We start from the raw sequence: 20,746 nt of genomic DNA on the forward strand, positions 1-20,746 counted from the left end.
ATGCGGATGGCATTTTTCCGTTTAATGGCTGACTTGTGGTTTTTCTGACCGCTTTTGCCAATATTCTGAACAGGAGTCACCAATCATGCACCATGGATCTCATTGCGCCGCCTTGGTTTTAGGTTTGTTATTAAGCGGTTGTCAGCCAGCACTGCAAGCAGCAGCGCCGGTTTCAGCTGGTTCTGACATTCAAGCTGCGCCAGTCGCGAGTTTTGATTGGTTTGATTATCAGGGCAAGGACCCGATTTTCGCCGCGCCATTGCCCGCCGGTACTTTCCAGAACCCGGTGCTGGCTGGGTTTTATCCGGATCCAAGTATTACCCGCCGTGGGGATGACTATTATATGGTGGCGTCATCTTTTACCTACGCGCCAGGCTTACCGATTTTGCATAGCCGCGATTTGGTGAACTGGACTTTGCTCAGCTACGCCTTAACCCGGCCCACACAGATGGATTTCGCCGGTTTACAGGTTTCCCGTGGCATTTTCGCGCCGACGCTTCGTTACCATCAGGGCACTTTTTACCTCATCACCACAGTGGTCGACCGTGGTGGTAATTTTATTCTGACCGCCACCGATCCAGCCGGGCCATGGTCGGACCCTATCTGGTTACCAGAGATTGAAGGTATTGATCCGGATATCTTTTTTGACGACGACGGTAAGGTTTATATCGCGCATAACGGTGAAGCACCGGGTGAGGCTTTGTACGAAGGTCACCGGGCGATTTGGTTGTGGGAATATGATCCGGTGGCGAAAAAAGTGCTGCCCCAATCACAAAAATTGCTGGTCAATGGCGGGGTGGATCTCAGCGCAAAACCGATTTGGATTGAGGCGCCGCACCTGTATAAAGTGGACGGCTGGTACTATCTACTCTGCGCTGAAGGCGGCACTGCTGACCAGCATTCAGCGGTGATTTTCCGCACCAAAAGCCTGAACGAGCCTTTTGTACCCCACACCGTCAACCCGATTTTGACCCAACGCGATTTACCGGCTGACCGGCCAGACCCTGTCACCACTGCTGGCCATGCCGATTTTGTGCAAACCCCGGACGGCGACTGGTGGGCGGTGTTTTTAGCTGCGCGCACTTATGATCAGACCTACTTCAACAGTGGCCGCGAGACCTTTTTGCTGCCGGTGAGCTGGGTCGATGGCTGGCCGCTGATTTTAAAACAAGGCGAAACCATTCCTTATCGCCCGGCAGCACCAACAACAGTTGCGGCCACCACGCCTGGCAAGGTACAACCATCACCACTAACCGGCAATTTCAACTGGCGCGATGAATTCACCAGCAAAGAACTGGATATTCAGTGGAATTTGCTGCGGGAATTTGATCAAAGCTGGTTAAAGCTCGACGGCGACAAGTTGCAAATTCAGCCGAAACCGGCGGGTCTGGATAGCATGTTGCAACCGGCTTTTGTGTCGCGTCGCCAGCAACATATGCATTATGAAAGCAGCACCCAGCTGCAGGTACCGACTGCGGGCATTTCTGCCGGGATGGTGGCCTTCCAGAATGAGCAATATCACTATTATCTTGGGGTCCGCCAACAAGCCGACCAAACGCAGGTCTTTCTGGAGCAAGCCGCTGGCGCCGCACCAAAACAACTGCTGAACCAAAAATTACCAGCGGCGGCCAATGTAAAACTCAAAATCAGCGGCCAGGCCGGGCAAATCAGCTTTTATTACGCGGTCGACAATGGGGAATGGCAAGCATTGGGGCCAGTTCAGGACGGTAAGTTGCTGAGTACGCAGGTTGCCACCGGTTTTGTCGGCACTATGCTGGGTTTGTATAGCCGTCAGGAGAGCCCGACCAGCCAGCCAGGCACCGGCGAATGATCCAAGGCTTATTGTTAAAACTTCGGCTGACTTCGTTGTTGATTGGCGGATCAGCCGCTTTGCTATTCTCGCTACAGACGCAGGCCTTACCGGGCGATTATCTGGTCAAAGGCGCACCGGCTAAAGAAGATTTTGCGCTGGTCGGCGCCGCAGCGCAGGCGGACATTTATATCGACAGCAACGACTATCCGGGTCTGCAGCGCGCGGTAAAAAGCCTGCAGCAGGATATTCAGAACGTCAGTGGCCGCCTGTTAAAGTCCGGTAGCAATTTCAGTAGCAATTCCAAGAGCTCCACCCTGTTAATCATCGGCAGCCTCGGTAAAAGTGCGCTGCTGGACCAGCTCGTCAGCACAGGCAAACTGGATGTCAGCGCCATCGCTGGGCGCTGGGAAGCCTATCAAATTCAGTTGTTGCAAAACCCGCTGCCGGGTGTCGAGCAAGCGCTGGTGATTGCCGGTAGCGATAAACGTGGTGCGATTTTTGGGGTTTATGATGTAGCTGAAACCATCGGCGTGTCGCCCTGGCACTGGTGGGCCGATGTACCGGTCGCCAAAAGCCCAAGCCTCTATATCAAAGCCGACACCTTCATCACTGATGCACCGAAAGTGAAATACCGTGGCATTTTCCTCAATGACGAACATCCGGCGCTCAGCAATTGGGTGGCAGAAAAATTTGGCAGCTATAACCATCAGTTTTATCAGCAGGTATTTGAGCTGTTATTGCGCCTCAAAGCCAACTTTTTATGGCCTGCGATGTGGAACAACGCCTTTGCTGATGATGACCCAAAAAACATGCTGTTGGCCGATGAAATGGGCATCGTCATGAGTAATAGCCATCACGAACCGATGATGCGCGCAGACAAAGAATGGAATCGCTACGGCAAAGGGCCGTGGGAATATTCCAGCAATCGCGACCATATCTACAAGTTTTGGCAAGACGGTGCCAAACGCCATCAGCATCTGGAAAGCATTTTTACCCTTGGTATGCGCGGCCAGGAAGATGAACCGATGAGCGAAGGTGAAAATATCGGTTTGCTGGAACAAATTGTCGCTGATCAACGGCAAATTCTGAAAGACACTTTTAACGACCGGCCGGTCAGCGATGTTCCCCAAGTCTGGGCGCTGTATAAAGAAGTGCAGGGCTTCTACGAGCGTGGCATGCGGGTGCCGGACGATGTCACCTTGCTGTGGGCCGATGATAACTTTGGCAATATCAGAAGGTTACCGACCAAAGACGAACGTGCCCGCCAAGGTGGTGCCGGGGTTTATTATCATTTTGATTATGTCGGCAATCCCAGGGAATACCGCTGGATCAACACAGTGCCACTGGCGAAAATCTGGGAGCAAATGGATCTAGCCTGGCGATTTCAGGCCGACCGCATCTGGATTGTGAACGTCGGCGATTTAAAACCAATGGAATTTCCAACCGATTTTTTTCTGCGGATGGCCTGGGATCCTACCGGCTTTAACGCCGATAATCTGCAGCAATTTGCCAGCAACTGGGCGGCGCAGCAGTTTGGCGCGCCGCTAAAGCCTGAACATGCCAACACTATTGCGCGGCTGCTGCAAGGTTACAGTCACCATAACGGCCGCCGCAAACCCGAAGCAGTAGAACCTGATACCTACAGCATTTTTCATTATGGCGAAGCAGAGCGCGTCAGCGCTGAACTGGCAGAATTCATTCAAGCGTCCGATGCACTGGAACCGGTATTGGCAGAAAAGCAACGGGATGCATATGTGCAATTGGTGTCACATCCGCTGAAAGCCAGCCGGGCGATGTTTGAGCACAACCGCGCCGTGGCGATGAACCGATTACATGGCGAGCAAGGCCGCGCCAGTACTAACTATTGGGCGGCGCAGGTGAAATTCTGGTTTGATGAAGATGCCAGACTCACCGACCTTTATCACAAATTGGGCAATGGACGCTGGAACCATATGATGTCGCAGCCGCATCTGGGTTATACCTATTGGCGCAATCCAGATGCGAATTTAATGCCGGTGGTGGCCGTCGCGACACCGCAACCGGTCGCCGATATGGGCGTGATGGCGGAAGGTTCAGCGTTGTCCTGGCCGATCAGTGAATATCAGGGCAAACACCTTCGTTTATTGCCGTTTTATCCGCAGGGGCAGCGTGAGCGTCAGCTGGAAATATTTAACAAAGGCACCACACCTTTTGAATTTAAAGCCACAGCCTCTAAGCCCTGGATCACCTTAAGCCAACAAAGTGGCAGTGTCAGCGAGCAGCAAACGATTGCGGTGTCGATTGATTGGGACAAAGCCGAAGCCGGTGAAAATGTCGGTGAAGTGGATGTGCAAGGCACTGGCTGGGGCGGCGCTAAAATTAACGTCACAGCGCATAAAACAGCGGCGCGTACCGGAAGTGGTTTTGTTGATGCCGATGGCTATATTGCGCTCGACGCCGCCAGTGGCAAAATGCTGGCGAACAATTCCAAACGCTGGTGGCAACAAGTGCCGGGGCTTGGTCGGGGTGAAGCCGCGATGGTGGCGATGACCGAATTGGATTATCAAGTAGGGATCACCGCGCCCGACATCCAACAATCAGCGGCGTTGGAATATCCGTTGCTGCTCAATCAAGCCGGAACATTTACCCTTAATGCCATCATCTCGCCAACGCTGGATCTGGTACCCGGCCGTGGTTTGCGTTTTGCGGTGGCGATCAATGACGAGCCGCCGCAGTTGGTCGACACGCTGAAAGACCACAACTATCAGGTTTGGGAACAGGCGGTACTGAATGGCGTGCGTACAGTGCAAATACCTTTGCATTTCAAACAACCTGGCGCGCACAAACTACGGATTTATCTGGTGGATCCGGCGCTGGTGCTACAAAAACTGATCCTCGATACCGGCGGTTTACAGCCCAGTTATTTAGGGCCGCCGCAAAGTCCTTATCTGAATGCTGATATTGGGAGTACTGAATGAAATTAACTTTGCCATCAATGCTGTGCGGGTTCGTCTTGCTATTGGGTAGTGCTGCGCAGGCAACCCCAGCCGCTTCGTTACAGCAGGCTTATCAGCCGTTTTTCCATATTGGTACCGCGGTCAGTTTGGCGCAACTGCAACCATCGAAAAACCATGAACGAGATTTAATCGCGCAGCACTTTAATAGTCTGACCGCTGAAAACCTGATGAAATGGGAGAACATCCAACCGACCGAAGGTAACTTTGATTTTAGAGCGGCCGATAAGCTCGTTGCTTTTGCTGAACAACATCGGATGTGGCTGGTCGGCCATACGATCCTGTGGCATGAACAAACCCCGGACTGGGTATTTCAGGGGCCAGATGGCAAACCGGCCAGTAAGCAACTGTTACTCGGCAGATTAAAAAAGCATATCCAGACGCTGGTCGGTCGTTACCAAGGTCGGGTGCATGGTTGGGATGTGGTGAATGAAGCGCTGAATGAAGATGGCAGTCTGCGCGATACACCATGGCGGAGAATTCTCGGCGATGACTTTATCGCCACCACTTTTGCGCTGGTGCATCAGGTCGACCCCAAAGCCAAACTCTATTACAACGACTACAACCTGTATAAACCAGAAAAACGCGCTGGCGTGCTACGGATCATCCAGCAACTGCAGCAACAACAAGTGCCTATTCATGCCATTGGCGAACAAGCGCATTATGGCCTCGATTCGCCAAAATTGCAGGAAGTTGAAGACTCGATCAACGCTTTTGCTGCCAGCGGCCTCGATGTGATGCTGACCGAATTGGAAATTTCAGTGCTGCCGTTTCCGCCCGGCATGACACCAGGTGCTGATATCAGTCAGCATCAGGAATTGCAGCAACAGCTGAATCCGTACCGAAATGGCTTGCCCAAAGCCGTCGAACAAGCTTGGCAACAACGGTATCTGGATCTGTTTTCACTGTTATTACGCCAGCAGCAAAAATTACAGCGGGTGACGTTTTGGGGTTTGGATGATGGCCAAAGCTGGCGTAATAATTTTCCGATGCGCGGTCGCACCGATTACCCACTGCTGTTTGACCGCAAGCTGCAAGCTAAACCGCTATTGAGTGCGCTGATCAAACTGGCCTCAGCCCAAGCTGCGGCCACACCCAAAGTGGATCAACCGGGTTATGCGCCCTTGGTACATGAGACTGCGGCGTTGTCACAGCAGCGACCTTAACAGGCAGAACTACCGCTTCAGGATACCGTTTTATAAAGAATATGCCGGCATAGGCTCATGCAACAGACCAACCCGGAAATCCGGAATTTGTTGCAACCATTGTCGGTAGGTGTAATTGGCGGCTTGATGCAAGGCCGCCACTTTCGTCGGCAAGTTGTGCAAAATATTGGCTTCAGTTTGCACTGAATGAAGATGTTGGTGCTGTAACAAGGTTTGCCGGTCTTGCTGACACCAGGCTTTGACGCTTGCTGCGGTGACTTCAAGATGCGACTGTAACCCCAGATGCGGGCCGAACGAAAATGCTTTGTTCAGGCAATAACTGCCAAACAACAATCGCTTGGCGCCTCTTGGGATCTGAAAGGTTTCGAAATGCCAGTGGAACAGCTGCAGCTCCTGCTGCACCCCAAACCATTGTCGCGCTTCAGCAAACGCCGTCACCCGCACCGGATCCCAACCAATTTGCGGCACTGCATTGGGTCGAACTTGCGCTCCTAATACTTTCGCCAATAGCTGTCCGCCAAAACAATGGCCGAGGATCGGTCGATGCCGGTTTAATGCATCCTGTACCAGGATTTCTTCCTGCTTAATCCACCGGTGCGAATCATTGACACTGGCATTTGACCCCAGCAGCACCAAAGCGCTGTAATCTTTGCTACCGATCGGCGGCGCTTCCCCCTGATCGATAGCAAATATCTGATAAGGAAACTGCCATACATCCAGGAATGTTTGTAAATAAGCGGGGCCTTGCGTGGCATCGTGCTGACAAATAGCGATTGGTTTTAGCTGACTCAACATAGGAATGTCCGGGTGATAAACACATCCCTATGATAGAAAAAGTCGCTGCAAAAACGCCGTAAAATTAATGGTGGGGTGAATAAAGGGATCGTAATTTTCTAGCTGTGTGCAGATCATTGATAGCCAAGTGCTTCGAGGGCAGCTGCAATGTCTTGTCGCAACATGCTGACATCATGGTTTTGCCGGAACACTAAGTAGCTGACCTGCAGCTGATTGTAGGTTTTGTTCAAACCTGGTGTGGCGGCATCTTCAAATAACTTTTGCCATTCGTCTTCTGCTGCAACCCAGGACACCGGGAGCTTTGCAGTCTGCCCTTTGGCTAACACCTGATCAATCTGCAGCAGCATGATGGCGATATTGTCGGTCGCCGAATGCTGTTTCACCACCAGCGATTGTTGAGCACTGCTGAACGGGATGCTGAGCGTCATCAGCAGCAATATCAGATAAAGTTGTTTCATCATGCGCTCCTGTGGAAAGGTTCAGAAAGCCCGGCTGTAGCCAAGCGCGATAAAATCGAGGCCCGGATTCGGTTTTTTGAAACCGGCGTTGGAATAATGCAGATACCGTAAACTGATGGAGTCTTCGTGACTCAGCCGATAAATCAGCCCCAGGCGGTCTTCAAACTGATAGTGGGTACTGACGTTTTTGCCAGCGAAAGTGGTATCGTCGAGCAAGGACACGCCAATGCCAAACTCAACCAGCAGCTCTTTCTCAAAGACTTTACCCAGCGAGAAGGTCAGTACCGGCGACACGGCTAGCACCAGATTCTGGTCGGTGTCGTTTTCAGGACCAAAGCGCCAGAAGTTGGCGCTCATTTCAAAACTTACCGTGCCCGCGAATCCATGATCCTGCAGATACTGAGTAAAAAATGCTGACTCACGCTGCACCGCAACTTTCAGCCCTTGCACATCACCTTCGCCCTGTACATAAGCGACATGCAGCTGATGACGGGGTTGCGTGGCCATGCTGTCCTGCGGCGCAGCGAGCAGCGGTTGCTGCACCCCGGCAAGCAACACGATGGCGAGCAGGTATTGCTGCAAAGGTTTGCGCGAAAGCCATGAGTTGGGAGGCGTAAAAACCGGCATTTTATACTCCAATTGATTGCAATGATGCGTTGGAGTGCTATTATCTGGAACTAATGGCAACATTTAGTGCCAAAATTATTGCAGAGCGTGCCAAATTTCCAAGAGGAGGAGCGATGAACGGGGTACTAGACAAAACCTCAGGGTGCTCGATTGAACCGTCGTCAACGCAGCCGCATGTCGACCGACTCACGCCGCTGCTAGCGCATTTTTCGCCCAAAGCAGCCCTGCATTTTCATGGCAAAAGTTGCGATCAATCCTCGTTTTGCCCAAAAGGCGACCAATCTTATTTGCATCTGGTCGAAAGTGGCAGCGGCAGTATCTTGCTGGATCAACAAGAGATAGCTATTGTCGAACCTTGTTTAATTTATATCCCAAGAGGCGATGCCCATAGCTTTAAGAGTGTTGAGCCCGACAGTCTGCAGCTGTATTGCGCGACGATCGATGCCGGACAGGTCGCTGGCAATCCTATTCTGACGGCATTACCAGCCATTAAAGTCATTCCGCTTTCTGCCTGTAGCTCGTTACGCGAACTGATCCAAATGATCTGGCGCGAGAACACCGCCATGTACTGTGGCCGGGAAGCAGCGGTCAACCGCCTAACCGAATACCTGCTTATTTTATTGCTGCGGCATATTCTAAGTGACAATCCACCACAATCCGGGCTGATGGCTGGTTTGGCCGATCGCAAGTTAGCGCTGGTGTTTAACGCCTTGCACAAACAGCCACAACTGGACTGGGATTTAGAACAAATGGCGCAAGAAGCCGGCATGTCCCGCGCCAGATTCGCCGAACATTTCCGGAAAGTGGTGGGTTGCACCCCCAACGATTATCTGACCCAGTGGCGACTCACCCTCGCCCGCAAGCAGCTACTGGCCGGCGATTCGCTGAAACAAGTAGCGCCAGCAGTCGGCTACCAAAGCGTCGCAGCCTTTCACCGGGTCTTTCGCAGCCGGTTTGGCCAAACCCCAAAAGAGTGGTTGCATGGTATGAGTTCGCATGCGGCTTGATGCGGCTAGGCACTCATGATCCAGAGCTCAGGTTCACTGGTGTTCAGCAATTTTATTTCCGTTGTGGCATTTTGCTTTAACCAAAAAAAAACCTGAAATCAGAGGTTTTTTATCGTGAACTAAGACTAAAAAACGTACTCATTAGAAGGGAAGTACTAACCTTTCCGAAGAATATAACGTTAAAACCACCGTCAACATTGGGTTTCTTTGTGGTTTTTCGGCATAAACTACAACAAAAAAACCTCTCAACTATATTGGTTGTTTAACCTTAGTTAAGAGGTTTTTCAATTAACCCTGAGTATCCTTATTAGTTATCAAGACGGTATTTTTACCATGTAATAACTGCCTTAAAATTTGTTAACCGAGTGTTTTTAGTGAAGCACTTATCTCTTGCAATAAACTCATTGCAATCAGCGGTAATTGCGGGATTGGTCACTCGCGCCATTAGCTCCAGATCTACTTCACTTAAGAGTCTCCCTGCGGGGGAAGTATAAACGTTGCTTCCAGTCAGCGGAATGCCTGATCCACTACGAATACCACCGCCCCGCTTCATTGGGTATTCAAATTGGTTTTGTGATGCCAATGATCCCAAAAAACCCACCATTATTTGATAGTCGGCAACGAGTACCGCTTGATGAAATGTATAACTGAAACTAACTGACTTTATTGTTGCGTTAGATGGTGCGCTTTGATGCGTAATACAATTCTTTAAGGAGACTCTGGGTTTGGGTTGGCTACTGGTCCACTGATTAGGATAATATGCATCTGTATAGGGTATGCTTACATTGTATGTAACCCTACCGCCAGGCCCGTAGTCACTAGGCACAAAATTTCCATCCTCTCTCACAAGATTTATAGTGCAGGTACCGGCTAAAGCAGATGTAGAAACAAATGTTGTGAAGACTAACGGGAGCAAAGCGTATATTTTCTTCATTATTAATAATCCATTGTTAATAAAGTGATAAATTGGCAGGGTGCAAAAATCATAAATAGGGTTATGTATGATTTTTCAATTACAATAATGAGTTACTAAAATGTAACATAGAGTGCTCCCTGCAAGAGGAATAAAAGCACAGGTTAAATTTAGTGTCAACAGAAAGTGATGGGTTTGTAAGCACTCTCCTTAGGCTCAGTCATCGACAGAAAAAATCAGGGCAATCGCATGAACGCTCGTTTTTTATCCAAGCCTAAGCTATCTCCGCAGCACGCTCATCGTTTTACCGCACCACAGCCACTTGTAGTGACGGTAAGCTGGCCGTTTTGTAACGGGCTTGAATGAGAGGTACAAACTGACGCCATGCGTCTTTTTGTGAAAGGATTAAGGCGTGACAAGAGACAAAATTCGGCGTTCATAGTTTGAACGTTTATGGCAGATCTCCGCGGTTAGGTTTAGTTTTAGCGAAAGATCAGGAGCTGCAATGAGTGTTTTGTTACAGCATAAGCATTTGTTTTACTAAAAAATTTTGGGGTATCTCTCAGTAGCCGTGTAAGGTTAATGATTAATTGCTTGGTTTTTCTTAACTTGAATTGGAGTATGAGTTACGATGTATTAATGGCTCGTTTTTGATCTCTTTTGGTTATACAAGTGACGTGAATGTTTAAAACATGGTGCATAGCCATTCGTAAGTCAGGGCAAGATCACGAACGTTTTTTAAACGAATTCCAACGGATATTTGCATGTTTTGTGAACCGTGCAGGAGCATTTAGCTTTGTCTTTTACGTTAGCGAGTCTGTTTTTAAATAATGTGGATAAAAACAAACACTTACGTTTTCACCCTGATTCGTAAATAAGGATAGTAACAGATGATAAAAACAGCTTATGCAGCAACTCTTGCAGCACTTCTTACTTTTACCGCCCCAGCTACGGCACAATTCACTTATAATCCAAAATCAAGTGATGATGTTGGTTTATATCTGGGTACTCAAATTTGGCAAAGTGAACCAAGTGGTATTTTTGGTGAAGAAAATACGCTCATTGATTTTAATTTAAATAAAAAACAGCAAATTAAATACTTTATTGACGTTAAACACCCTATTTCTTTTCTCCCTAACGCACGTATTTCAAATACCACACTTGATACCTCAGGTAAAACTACTTTAACGCAAAAGTTTTATTTCGACGATAAGACCTTTCCTATTGGTGGTAACGTTGATACCAGTTTTAACGTTCGTTATGTCGATTACACCTTCTATTATGAATTGTTTGATAACGAGGAATTTTCATTTGAGTTGGGTGTAACCGCTAGAGATTTGAATGGTGATGTCACTGTGACTGGGGTAACAAAAAGTTCTGATGAAAATTGTCATGATCCTGATATTAATCCTATCCCTCCTCATAATTATCCTTGTCCAAATACAGGAAATACTACAATTTCTAGTGGCAAGATAAAAACAGACGAAATTAACCCTTTGTTGTATGTTGCCACCAACATTAGCTTGCCGTTAAATCATTTAAGTGTATTTGCTAAAGCTGATTTTTTATTACTAAGTGACCATACACTTTCAGACTATCAAGTTGGCTTAAGTTACGATCTGATGAGGATTAAAATGATGGATTTTAATGTGAACTTTGGCTATCGCGTCGTGAAAATGGAATTCGAAAATTTAAACAGTTTATATACCGATCTTGAATTTAAAGGTGCTTTTGTTGGCATGATTGCACGCTTTTAAAACGGATGGTTCCAAATAATTCAAACATATAGGGAGCCATCCCCTCTGATAATTTCAGGCCACCCATCAATTTATCGACAAACATTTACATTAATATTTTTGCAACCGAACTTAAAGCTTCACGTTTTTGATGTCAGGATGATTTCATGCCAAAGCCACTACGATTTTTTTCAAGCTCATAAACGAACAAGCCCCACAGATGTAGGGCTTCAGAGGATTTTAATTTACAGTTTTTAAATATATGGTGGCTAGAACGGAATATCGTCATCAAAATCAATTGACGGTTCCATTGGTGCGCGGTTTTGTTGACCAAAACCACCTTGCGCTGGCTGGTTAAAACCTTGCTGCGCTGGTGCCTGATTGTAGGCTGGCTGAGCTGGTTGTTGGTTGTAAGCCGGTTGAGGCGGAGCCTGGTTATAGACTGGTTGCGCTGGCTGTTGGTTGTAAGCCTGTGGCGCCGGAGCCTGGTTATAAGTCGGTTGTGGTGGTGCTTGATTGTAAGCCTGCGGTGCGGCTGGCTGGTTGTAGCTTTGCTGTGGCGCTTGTTGTGGACGAGCCTGACCTTGCATCGCACCAGGTTGTGGTGAGAACACAGCACCTAAACGGGCATCGAGGATTTCAATCGACAGGTTTAAACCGTTTGCGCCCTGGAATTGACGGATACGCTGCTTGTCACCAGAAACTTCGATAATGGCACCTTCAACCAGCGCTTGCTGATAAAACTGAATTTGCGCCGGCGCTTTGGCAAACACCACGGCTTCATAGTTACACCATTGTTCGGTTTTACTTTCGCGGTCGTAGTACTTCACACCTAAACGCAAACCAAAACCAGTGGACTCGCCTGCCTGAAATTGTGATGCGGCTTTGTTTAATTTGCCGGTTACCGTTGTTGCCATTGCTGCTCTACCTTGTTGTGAATTGAACTGAAACTTGCTGCCGCTGTGCCTTCGTCGACGGGATGTGCCCGCTTGTTGTCGTCGCCGGTGGTTGCACCAGCGCGCAATCGCCAGCCGCAGCTGTTCAGTGTGTAAATTTTCCTGGGAACGTTAACCTGATGTAAATATGAGTCAGGAGCGAACCACCACATTGTATCTATGAAAGTTGAACTAACTGCAAAGTCGTTTCAACGATATTACTTTGAATATCTTGCAAATATACCGAAACTACATGCCAAAAGGCGTTAGACATTCGCTGCCGGGACCACGCCGGTCGCCAGTAAATCCTGCGCCTGCTGCAGATTAAATGCGCCGTGGGCGACCTTTAAATAACAACGTTGTTCGGCCACCACCACCGTGGCTTCCTGCACACCGTCTAACTGACTGAGTAACTCTGCATAATGCCTGGCCGTCTGGTCATTGGGCACCATTACTGCAAAGGACAAGCGTTGCGCCCGTGCCGGCACTTGCATGGTTCTGGCAATAATCAGCCATAGTAAACCAATTCCGGCAGCTACGGCAAATACCATTACCAGCCCATAATAACCGGCAATACTGCCACCAATCACGCCGCCGAGGAAAGCGCCGAAAAACTGCGCACTGGCGTAAATACCCATGGCAGTGCCTTTTTGACCAGCCGGTGCAATACGTGAAACCAATGCTGGCATGCTGGCTTCTAAATAGTTAAAACCGACAAAAAATAGCAACAAACCGGCGATGGTCCAGCTGAGCTGCTGGCCATTAATCATTAACAACAAACTTACAATCAGCAAGCCAATCGCGAATAAAAAGTAACTTTTTTCTTGCTGACGGCGCATCGCCAGGATCATCAACGGCACCATCAATACAAAAGCTGCCACCAAAACCGGTAAATACACCTGCCAATGCTGTGGCGATTCAAGATGCAGATCAATCAGTTGCTGTGGCAGTACCACAAAAATGGCGGTCAGCAGTAAGTGCAAAATCAGCACACCGGCGTTGAGTTGCAATAATTGCCGATGTTTGAATAAATCAATTAAAAATCCCGGTTTGGCCAAAGCTTCGCTATCGCGCGCCTGGTTCACTGCTTTTGGCACTAAAAAGGTGACAATCAACACCCCGGTCACCGCCAGCACAGCAGTAAACCAGAAAATGCCGGCAAGCCCTGCGGCTTCAGCAATCAAAGGGCCTGCGACCATGGCCACCGCAAACGACAGACCGATGGTCATGCCGATCACGGCCATCACTTTGGGCCTTTGTTCTTCGCGGGTTAAATCAGCGGCCAGTGCCAGTACGGCGCCGGAAATGGCGCCCATACCCTGCAGCACGCGGCCAAAAGTCACCATATAAACCGAATCGGCCAGTGCCGAAACCACCGAACCGACCGCAAACAACGTCAGGCCTAGTAACATCACCTGGTGCCGGCCCCAACGGTCTGACAACCAGCCCATCGGAATTTGCAAAATCGCCTGCGTCAGACCATAAGCGCCAATCGCCAGACCAATCCATAACGGTGAAAAGCCAACCAAGTCTTTGCCATAAATGGCAAACACCGGGATCAGCATAAATAAACCTAACATCCGAAAAGCAAACACCAGCGCCAACGAGATGGCGGTGCGCCGTTCCAGAGCTGTTAAATGTTGCATCAATGATTCTCGAAATGAACACGCCGTTAGCTCTGGATATTAGCTTGAGACCCCAGAGTTCGGCCGACGACAAAGGGCGGCATTGTAGCACAGCAGTTTCGCCGCAGGTATGTTGCCCGTCGATTCACTCCGAAGCGATTTCAATCCGGCAACGCCCCAAATCCTTAGCCCGGTACAAAGCCTGGTCGGCGCGTTTCAGCTGGCTGGCGAAGTCGTAATCCGGGCCAAAATTGGCGATGCCGATACTGATCGACAGCTTTTGCGCACTTTGTGCCAGCACGGCCAGTTGCAAGGCGTTGACTGCAGCTAATAACCGCTCTGCCACCAATTTCGCCTGTTCGGTTGAGGTTTGTGGCAAAAACAGTAAAAACTCTTCCCCACCAAAGCGCGCCAATACATCACTTTCGCGCAGTTGCAGCGCTAAGGCATCGGCCACTTCGACCAACACCAAATCACCGACATCATGGCCATGTGCATCGTTAATTTTTTTGAAGAAATCTAAGTCGATCATCAACAGCGCGGCATGCTGTTGTTTACGCTGTAAATACGACAAACAAGCGCGGATAGATTCCAGCATGCCACGCCGATTCAGCAAGCCGGTGAGCGGGTCGTGCAGCGCCTCACCTTTTAGTTTTAATTCGGTTTCTTCCATATAACTGGTAATGGCAAAAATGCCGTAAGCCACCATCACGCCGGGCCAAATCACTTGTGTTACCAACAAGCTGGAGAACAGCCATTCTGGTGCAAATAGCAACAACACCGAGCGACTGCCGCAGACCAGCAACCACACCAGCATCGCGCCAACGTAGAGTTGATCGGAAAAAGTCCGTGGCTGTTTTTTAAACCAGAATAACCAGCAGACTGGAGCGATGGCTAAGGTACTAAACAGTGTTTGGCCATGTAAAACATAAGCTTGCATGCCTTGAATGGCAAAATAGCTGTAATAACCGGCATGGAGCAGCATACCGCAGATGATCAATGGCCACTTTACCGTTGAGCCTGCGCGGCGCATTGCAAAGGCCAATACCAGCCAGACGTTGATACAAGAGGTCACACAGGATAAAAACAGCGTCAGCGGTTGATCTTGCCAGACATAAAATAACCAGCTGAGGGAATCAAAAAAGAATAATAACTGTAGCAATAACAAGCTTTGCCGGTGTTGGACCTGCAAATGAATACGAAAACTGGCGAGGAAAAAAACCACACCAATTTGGGACATCCCTAAACTATAAATTTGTTCTGCAGTCATCAGGGCCGGACAGAAAATCGGCGGATAAACTCAGATTAGTCCTGTGCCGTCATGAACGCAACCAAAGGTAGTACCCTATGCGACGTCCGGTTCGTCATTGAAATCGGTCCAGATTTTGATGAAGGTAGCTGATGATGGTAGCAACGCAAACTCCACCTTGCCAAATTGCATGTGTTTATATACAGTGTTTGTAAGTGGTGCTGATGCACGGCGTTTGGTAAATAAACCGCCTCCACCACTGATCTGACCGCGCGCTGCTGTCATACTGGCTGTTCGCACTTTTAACTCATTCAATCGAAACGGCACCAGCCGCCTGTTGTTCCGTCAGCCTGCCCAGTCAGGCCATAGAGACTGTTATGGACAAAATTGATATCCGTGGTGCCCGTACCCACAACTTAAAAAACATTTCGCTGCAAATTCCGCGCGACAAACTGATTGTGATCACCGGTTTGTCCGGCTCCGGCAAGTCGTCATTGGCGTTTGATACGCTGTACGCAGAAGGTCAGCGCCGTTATGTCGAATCTTTGTCGGCCTATGCGCGGCAGTTTTTAAGTCTGATGGAAAAACCGGATGTTGACCATATCGAAGGTTTATCGCCGGCAATTTCGATTGAGCAGAAATCTACTTCGCATAACCCGCGTTCAACGGTCGGGACCATCACCGAAATTTATGATTATTTACGCTTATTATTCGCCCGCGTTGGCGAGCCACGTTGCCCGACCCACGATCTACCTTTAGCGGCGCAAACCATCAGCGAGATGGTCGACAAAGTAGTGGCTTTCCCCGAAGGCACCAAACTGATGGTGCTGGCGCCAGTGGTGCAAGAGCGTAAAGGCGAACACGTTAAAACGTTGGAAACCCTGGCTGCGCAAGGCTATATCCGCGCCCGCATTAACGGCGAAATTTGCGATTTGTCTGATCCGCCAAAACTCGATTTACATAAAAAACACACCATTGAAGTGGTCATCGACCGGATTAAAGTCCGTGACGATATTAAGCAGCGCCTCGCCGAAAGTTTTGAAACCGCGCTGGAACTGTCCGGTGGCATCGCCAAAGTAGCGCCGATGGATGTAGAACCAGGCCAAAGTACGGACGAGCTGATTTTCTCTGCCAACTTTGCCTGTCCGACCTGCGGTTATTCAATGGCCGAACTCGAGCCTCGACTGTTTTCCTTTAATAACCCAGCCGGTGCCTGTCAGGCTTGTGATGGTCTTGGCGTGAAGCAATATTTCGACGCCAATAAAGTCATTGTCAGCTCCGATCTCAGCTTATCCGCCGGTGCTATTCGCGGCTGGGATAAACGCAATTTTTATTATTTTCAGATGTTAAAGTCACTCGCCGAGCATTATGGTTTTGACGTTGATGTGCCTTTTAACAGTCTGAAAAAAGAGCATCAACAAGCCATTTTAAGCGGCAGTGGCCGTAAAGAAATTGAGTTTAAATACCTGAACGATCGTGGTGATATCGTTCTTAGAAAGCATCCATTTGAAGGTATTTTGCCAAATATGGAGCGGCGCTATCACGACACTGAATCGAACGCGGTGCGCGAAGAACTATCCAAATATCTGGCCAGCCAATGTTGTCCGGTTTGTGACGGTTCGCGCTTACGCGAAGAAGCGCGCCATGTGTTTATTGGCAAAACCACCTTGCCGCAAATTGTCGAGCTGTCGATTGGCGATTGTCACCAGTATTTCACCAAACTCAGCCTGACCGGTCAGCGCGCGCAAATTGCTGAAAAAATCCTGAAAGAAATTCAGGACCGGCTGATGTTTTTGGTCAACGTTGGCCTGAATTACCTGAATTTATCCCGCAGCGCTGAAACCTTATCGGGTGGTGAAGCACAGCGTATTCGGCTTGCCAGTCAAATCGGCGCTGGTTTAGTTGGCGTGATGTACGTGCTGGACGAACCTTCAATTGGCCTGCACCAACGTGACAACGACCGTTTACTTGGTACCTTAACGCACCTGCGTAATCTCGGTAACACGGTGATAGTGGTCGAACACGACGAAGACGCGGTGCGTTTAGCCGACCATATTATCGACATTGGCCCTGGCGCCGGTGTGCACGGTGGTTATGTGGTGGCGCAAGGTACGCTGGCCGATATCGAAGCGGCCGAAGATTCATTGACCGGCCAGTATTTATCCGGCAAACGCAAAATTGCCATTCCGGACAAACGCCATGTCGGTAAAAAAGGCAAAGAACTGAAAGTGCTTGGTGCGACGGGTAACAACCTGAAAAACGTCGATTTAACCATTCCTTTTGGTGTCATGACCTGTATTACCGGTGTTTCAGGCTCGGGCAAATCAACACTGATTAACGACACGCTGTTTCGGGTGGCGCGTAAAGTATTAAACAAAGGCGAAGGCGATGACCCGGCACCGCATCGGGCGATTGAAGGGTTGGAGCACTTTGATAAATGCGTTGATATTGATCAAAGCCCAATCGGTCGCACCCCACGTTCCAACCCGGCCACTTACACCGGTATTTTCACTGCGGTGCGTGATTTATTCGCAGGGACCCAGGAAGCACGTTCGCGTGGTTATCAGGTTGGGCGTTTTAGCTTTAACGTCAAAGGTGGCCGCTGTGAAGCTTGTCAGGGCGATGGCGTGATCAAAGTCGAAATGCATTTTCTGCCGGATGTGTATGTGCCTTGTGACGTGTGCAAAGGCAAACGCTACAACCGTGAAACATTGGAAGTGAAATACAAAGGCAAGAATATTCATGAAGTGCTGGAGATGACGGTCGAAGATGCTTATGGCTACTTTGAAGCGATCCCGGCGATTGCCCGCAAACTCAAAACCTTGATGGACGTTGGTTTAACGTACATCCGGCTGGGTCAGTCGGCGACCACCTTGTCTGGCGGCGAAGCACAACGGGTGAAACTAGCGCGTGAACTCTCAAAACGCGACACCGGTAAAACCCTGTATATTCTCGACGAACCAACCACCGGCCTGCACTTTTATGATATCCAGCAGCTACTCAACGTGCTGCATAAGTTGCGTGACGCCGGCAATACCATAGTGGTCATTGAGCACAACCTCGACGTGGTGAAAACCGCCGATTGGGTGGTCGATTTAGGCCCGGAAGGTGGCAACGGTGGCGGCGAAATTCTGATCGCCGGCACGCCAGAGCAAGTGGCCGCCTGCGAAAAATCTTACACCGGCCAATATATGAAGCCGTTGTTGGCGAAGTAATTTGATAATATGGGGGCAGCGCTCATTGTTGACGTTTTTCACGGAACAATAAGCGCTTCCCCATATCGATAGACCTATATGAATAACTAACATACTGAACTCTTATGAAAAAACTCTCAGCCGTCCAACTAAAACAACAAGCTGCGGTACTCGCAGCGGTCGAAGCACTGGAACAACAAGCCATCGCCGAACTGCCTGGCGCAGTGCAAGGTTGGTTCAGTCTGGAGTATGAAGCTTTCCCAATCTCATTATTGGTGCGACTGCAGTTTGCGACCGAAGAAGCCCTTGCTGCCGCTCAACCTCAGCTGCTGGTGTGGCAAAAACGCTTCAGTGGTTTGATGCTGAAAAAAGGTGTGATCCTCAAGGATATGCGCAAACATCTGGTGTTTACTTGTATGGGGCCGGAGGATTAGCACGGTTCGACATGAAGGAAGTCCGCTGACCCCAACGGAAAAACTCTGACTATACTCAAAGCCATAGCTGAATGTTGGATTTGGGTGGCAAAACGTGGCAACTATTGAACAAGGTATTACGCCAAATGCTGAGCAAAATACCGAGCAGAACATCGGGCAATTAGAACATTTTGTCACCATTGGCCTGGCGCTCGCGCGGCAGACTGATCAAACCCAGTTATTAGAACAAATTCTGCAAAGTGCCCAGCACATCAGTAAAGCGGAAGGCGGCACCATTTACCGCTGCAACGGCCAGCAACTGGAATTCGCCACTTTAATTAATCATCGGCTGGATTTACATCAGGGCGGTACTTCCGGTGAAAGTCCAGCACAAGCGCCTATTCCTCTTCTCATCGATGGCAAACCGAATGACAGTGCGGTGGTGGCCATGGCGGCGAACCAACAACAACCGATTGCCATCGACGATGTATACACCAGCCCTTTGGTTAATCAGCAAAAAGCCCGTGATTTTGACCAGCAAATGGGTTATCGCACCCAATCGATGCTAACAGTTCCCCTATTAGACCATCAGGCTGACGTGACCGGTGTGTTGCAACTGATTAACTGCCTGGATGATGCCGGACTGCCGCAACCTTTCCCGCCCGAAGTACAGCGCCAAGTGCTGGCGCTGGCGTCTTTGGCGGCGATGGTGATCACCAACAAGCAACTGGTGCGCGATCTGGAGAATCTGTTTGAAGCATTATCGCGGTTATTGGCCCAGGCGATTGATGAAAAATCGCCTTATACCGGTGGCCATTGCCGACGTGTGCCGGCACTGACCATGATGCTGGCAGAAGCCTGTAGTGCGACCACCGAAGGGCCGCTGGCCGTTTTTCAGATGACGCCGGCCGACGTGCACGAATTGTCGGTGGCGGGCTGGTTGCATGATTGCGGCAAAATCGCCACGCCGGAATATGTGATGGATAAAGCCACCAAACTGCATGGTTTGCATGACAATATTGCGTTAGTCGCCGCGCGTTTTGAAATCGCCGCTCGTGATATTGAATTGAACCCACAGCTGGACGCAGCCAGCAAAGCCCAGCAATTAGAACAACTTCGACTGGACTTAAGCTTTTTACGCAGCAGCAATATCGGCGGCGAATTTATGTCGTGGGAATTGCAAAAACGGGTGCGTGAGATTGCCGATCGTTATCAAATCAGCATCGGCGGTGTGACGCAGTCAGTGCTGACGGCTGATGAAGTCACCAATATGTGTGTTGAGCGCGGCACCTTAAATAACGAAGAGCGCCGCATTATCAACCGCCATATTGAAGTGACCATCGATATGCTGGAATCGTTGCCGTTCCCCAAACATCTGCGCAACGTGCCGGAATATGCCGGGGGGCACCATGAAAAAATGGACGGTACCGGTTATCCACGTGGCCTGAAAAAAGAGCAGATGTCGGTGCAGGCGCGCATTATGGCGATTGCCGATATTTTTGAAGCACTGACAGCCAACGATCGGCCCTACAAAAAAGCCAAAACTTTATCCGAATCGCTGCGGATTTTGGGTTTTATGGCGCAGGATCAGCATATTGACGTCGATTTATTCCGGGTGTTTATCGACAAAAAGGTCTATTTGCAATTTGCCGAAGAATTCCTGGGAACGGAGCAAATCGATGATGTCGACTTTAACACCATCCCAGGCTGGCAATAATGAACCACCAATGCAAGTGCTTACGACTTGCTGGCCGCTACAAAGCATGAAATATTAGTCTTCTATCATTTGGGATCAATCATTTGGGATCAGCACATAGCTCTG

At 49.4% G+C, this 20,746-nt stretch carries 14 protein-coding genes; 8 read left to right on the plus strand and 6 right to left on the minus strand.

Going from position 1 to position 20,746, the window contains the following annotated elements; genetic code table 11:
* Positions 1-85: 85 nt before the first annotated feature.
* From EOE67_RS07855 to EOE67_RS07865, 3 genes are read left to right on the plus strand one after another with little or no spacing between them, the layout of a single operon-like run.
* On the plus strand, positions 86-1,831 hold the full coding sequence (locus EOE67_RS07855) for a glycoside hydrolase family 43 protein (protein WP_127698484.1): 1,746 nt from the start codon (positions 86-88) through the stop codon (positions 1,829-1,831).
* Positions 1,828-4,770 (plus strand): glycosyl hydrolase 115 family protein, encoded by a 2,943-nt coding sequence (locus EOE67_RS07860; protein WP_127698485.1) that lies wholly within the window; start codon positions 1,828-1,830, stop codon positions 4,768-4,770. The genes EOE67_RS07855 and EOE67_RS07860 overlap by 4 nt, the downstream gene beginning before the upstream one ends.
* Entirely contained in the window at positions 4,767-5,972 is a 1,206-nt protein-coding gene (locus tag EOE67_RS07865) for an endo-1,4-beta-xylanase (protein WP_206099517.1), read from the plus strand. The genes EOE67_RS07860 and EOE67_RS07865 overlap by 4 nt, the downstream gene beginning before the upstream one ends.
* A gap of 30 nt (positions 5,973-6,002) precedes the next feature.
* Here the strand turns inward: EOE67_RS07865 and EOE67_RS07870 are convergent, their stop codons facing one another.
* The 3 genes from EOE67_RS07870 to EOE67_RS07880 form a co-directional block, all read right to left on the minus strand.
* On the minus strand, positions 6,003-6,767 hold the full coding sequence (locus EOE67_RS07870; RefSeq protein WP_127698486.1) for a type 1 glutamine amidotransferase: 765 nt from the start codon (positions 6,765-6,767) through the stop codon (positions 6,003-6,005).
* A gap of 113 nt (positions 6,768-6,880) precedes the next feature.
* The gene (locus EOE67_RS07875) at positions 6,881-7,225 is read right to left on the minus strand and encodes a hypothetical protein (RefSeq protein ID WP_127698487.1); all 345 of its coding nucleotides are present in this window, start codon (positions 7,223-7,225) and stop codon (positions 6,881-6,883) included.
* Between the two features lie 21 nt (positions 7,226-7,246).
* Entirely contained in the window at positions 7,247-7,852 is a 606-nt protein-coding gene (locus EOE67_RS07880; RefSeq protein WP_164852254.1) for an acyloxyacyl hydrolase, read from the minus strand.
* Between the two features lie 113 nt (positions 7,853-7,965).
* Here EOE67_RS07880 and EOE67_RS07885 point away from each other — a divergent pair, with 113 nt between their 5' ends.
* Together EOE67_RS07885 and EOE67_RS07890 are read left to right on the plus strand one after the other, a co-directional pair.
* On the plus strand, positions 7,966-8,859 hold the full coding sequence (locus EOE67_RS07885) for an AraC family transcriptional regulator (protein WP_164852255.1): 894 nt from the start codon (positions 7,966-7,968) through the stop codon (positions 8,857-8,859).
* A gap of 1,803 nt (positions 8,860-10,662) precedes the next feature.
* Positions 10,663-11,529: a porin family protein gene (locus tag EOE67_RS07890; RefSeq protein WP_127698490.1), complete on the plus strand. Its 867-nt coding sequence runs from the start codon at positions 10,663-10,665 to the stop codon at positions 11,527-11,529.
* 248 nt (positions 11,530-11,777) lie between these two features.
* On the opposite strand, the gene EOE67_RS20680 is transcribed toward EOE67_RS07890, so the two are convergent.
* The 3 genes from EOE67_RS20680 to EOE67_RS07905 all read right to left on the minus strand — a co-directional run bounded on the left by EOE67_RS20680 (position 11,778) and on the right by EOE67_RS07905 (position 15,338).
* Positions 11,778-12,425: a single stranded DNA-binding domain-containing protein gene (locus tag EOE67_RS20680; RefSeq protein WP_206099525.1), complete on the minus strand. Its 648-nt coding sequence runs from the start codon at positions 12,423-12,425 to the stop codon at positions 11,778-11,780.
* 284 nt (positions 12,426-12,709) lie between these two features.
* Positions 12,710-14,089, minus strand: a complete 1,380-nt coding sequence (locus EOE67_RS07900) for an MFS transporter (RefSeq protein ID WP_127698491.1) — start codon at positions 14,087-14,089, stop codon at positions 12,710-12,712.
* A gap of 124 nt (positions 14,090-14,213) precedes the next feature.
* Positions 14,214-15,338 carry a GGDEF domain-containing protein gene (locus EOE67_RS07905; RefSeq protein ID WP_127698492.1) on the minus strand — a complete coding sequence of 375 codons (1,125 nt, stop codon included), beginning with the start codon at positions 15,336-15,338 and terminating at the stop codon, positions 14,214-14,216.
* 356 nt (positions 15,339-15,694) lie between these two features.
* Here EOE67_RS07905 and uvrA point away from each other — a divergent pair, with 356 nt between their 5' ends.
* The 3 genes from uvrA (at position 15,695) to EOE67_RS07920 (ending at position 20,641) form a co-directional block, all read left to right on the plus strand.
* Positions 15,695-18,532, plus strand: coding sequence for an excinuclease ABC subunit UvrA (uvrA, locus tag EOE67_RS07910; protein WP_127698493.1), 2,838 nt, complete (start codon positions 15,695-15,697; stop codon positions 18,530-18,532).
* A gap of 104 nt (positions 18,533-18,636) precedes the next feature.
* Positions 18,637-18,945: a hypothetical protein gene (locus EOE67_RS07915; protein ID WP_127698494.1), complete on the plus strand. Its 309-nt coding sequence runs from the start codon at positions 18,637-18,639 to the stop codon at positions 18,943-18,945.
* A 94-nt stretch (positions 18,946-19,039) separates the two neighbouring features.
* Positions 19,040-20,641 (plus strand): HD domain-containing phosphohydrolase, encoded by a 1,602-nt coding sequence (locus tag EOE67_RS07920; protein ID WP_240652746.1) that lies wholly within the window; start codon positions 19,040-19,042, stop codon positions 20,639-20,641.
* Positions 20,642-20,746: the final 105 nt, after the last annotated feature.

It is taken from the genome of Rheinheimera riviphila (assembly GCF_004005945.1).
GTDB classification, from domain to species: domain Bacteria; phylum Pseudomonadota; class Gammaproteobacteria; order Enterobacterales; family Alteromonadaceae; genus Pararheinheimera; species Pararheinheimera riviphila.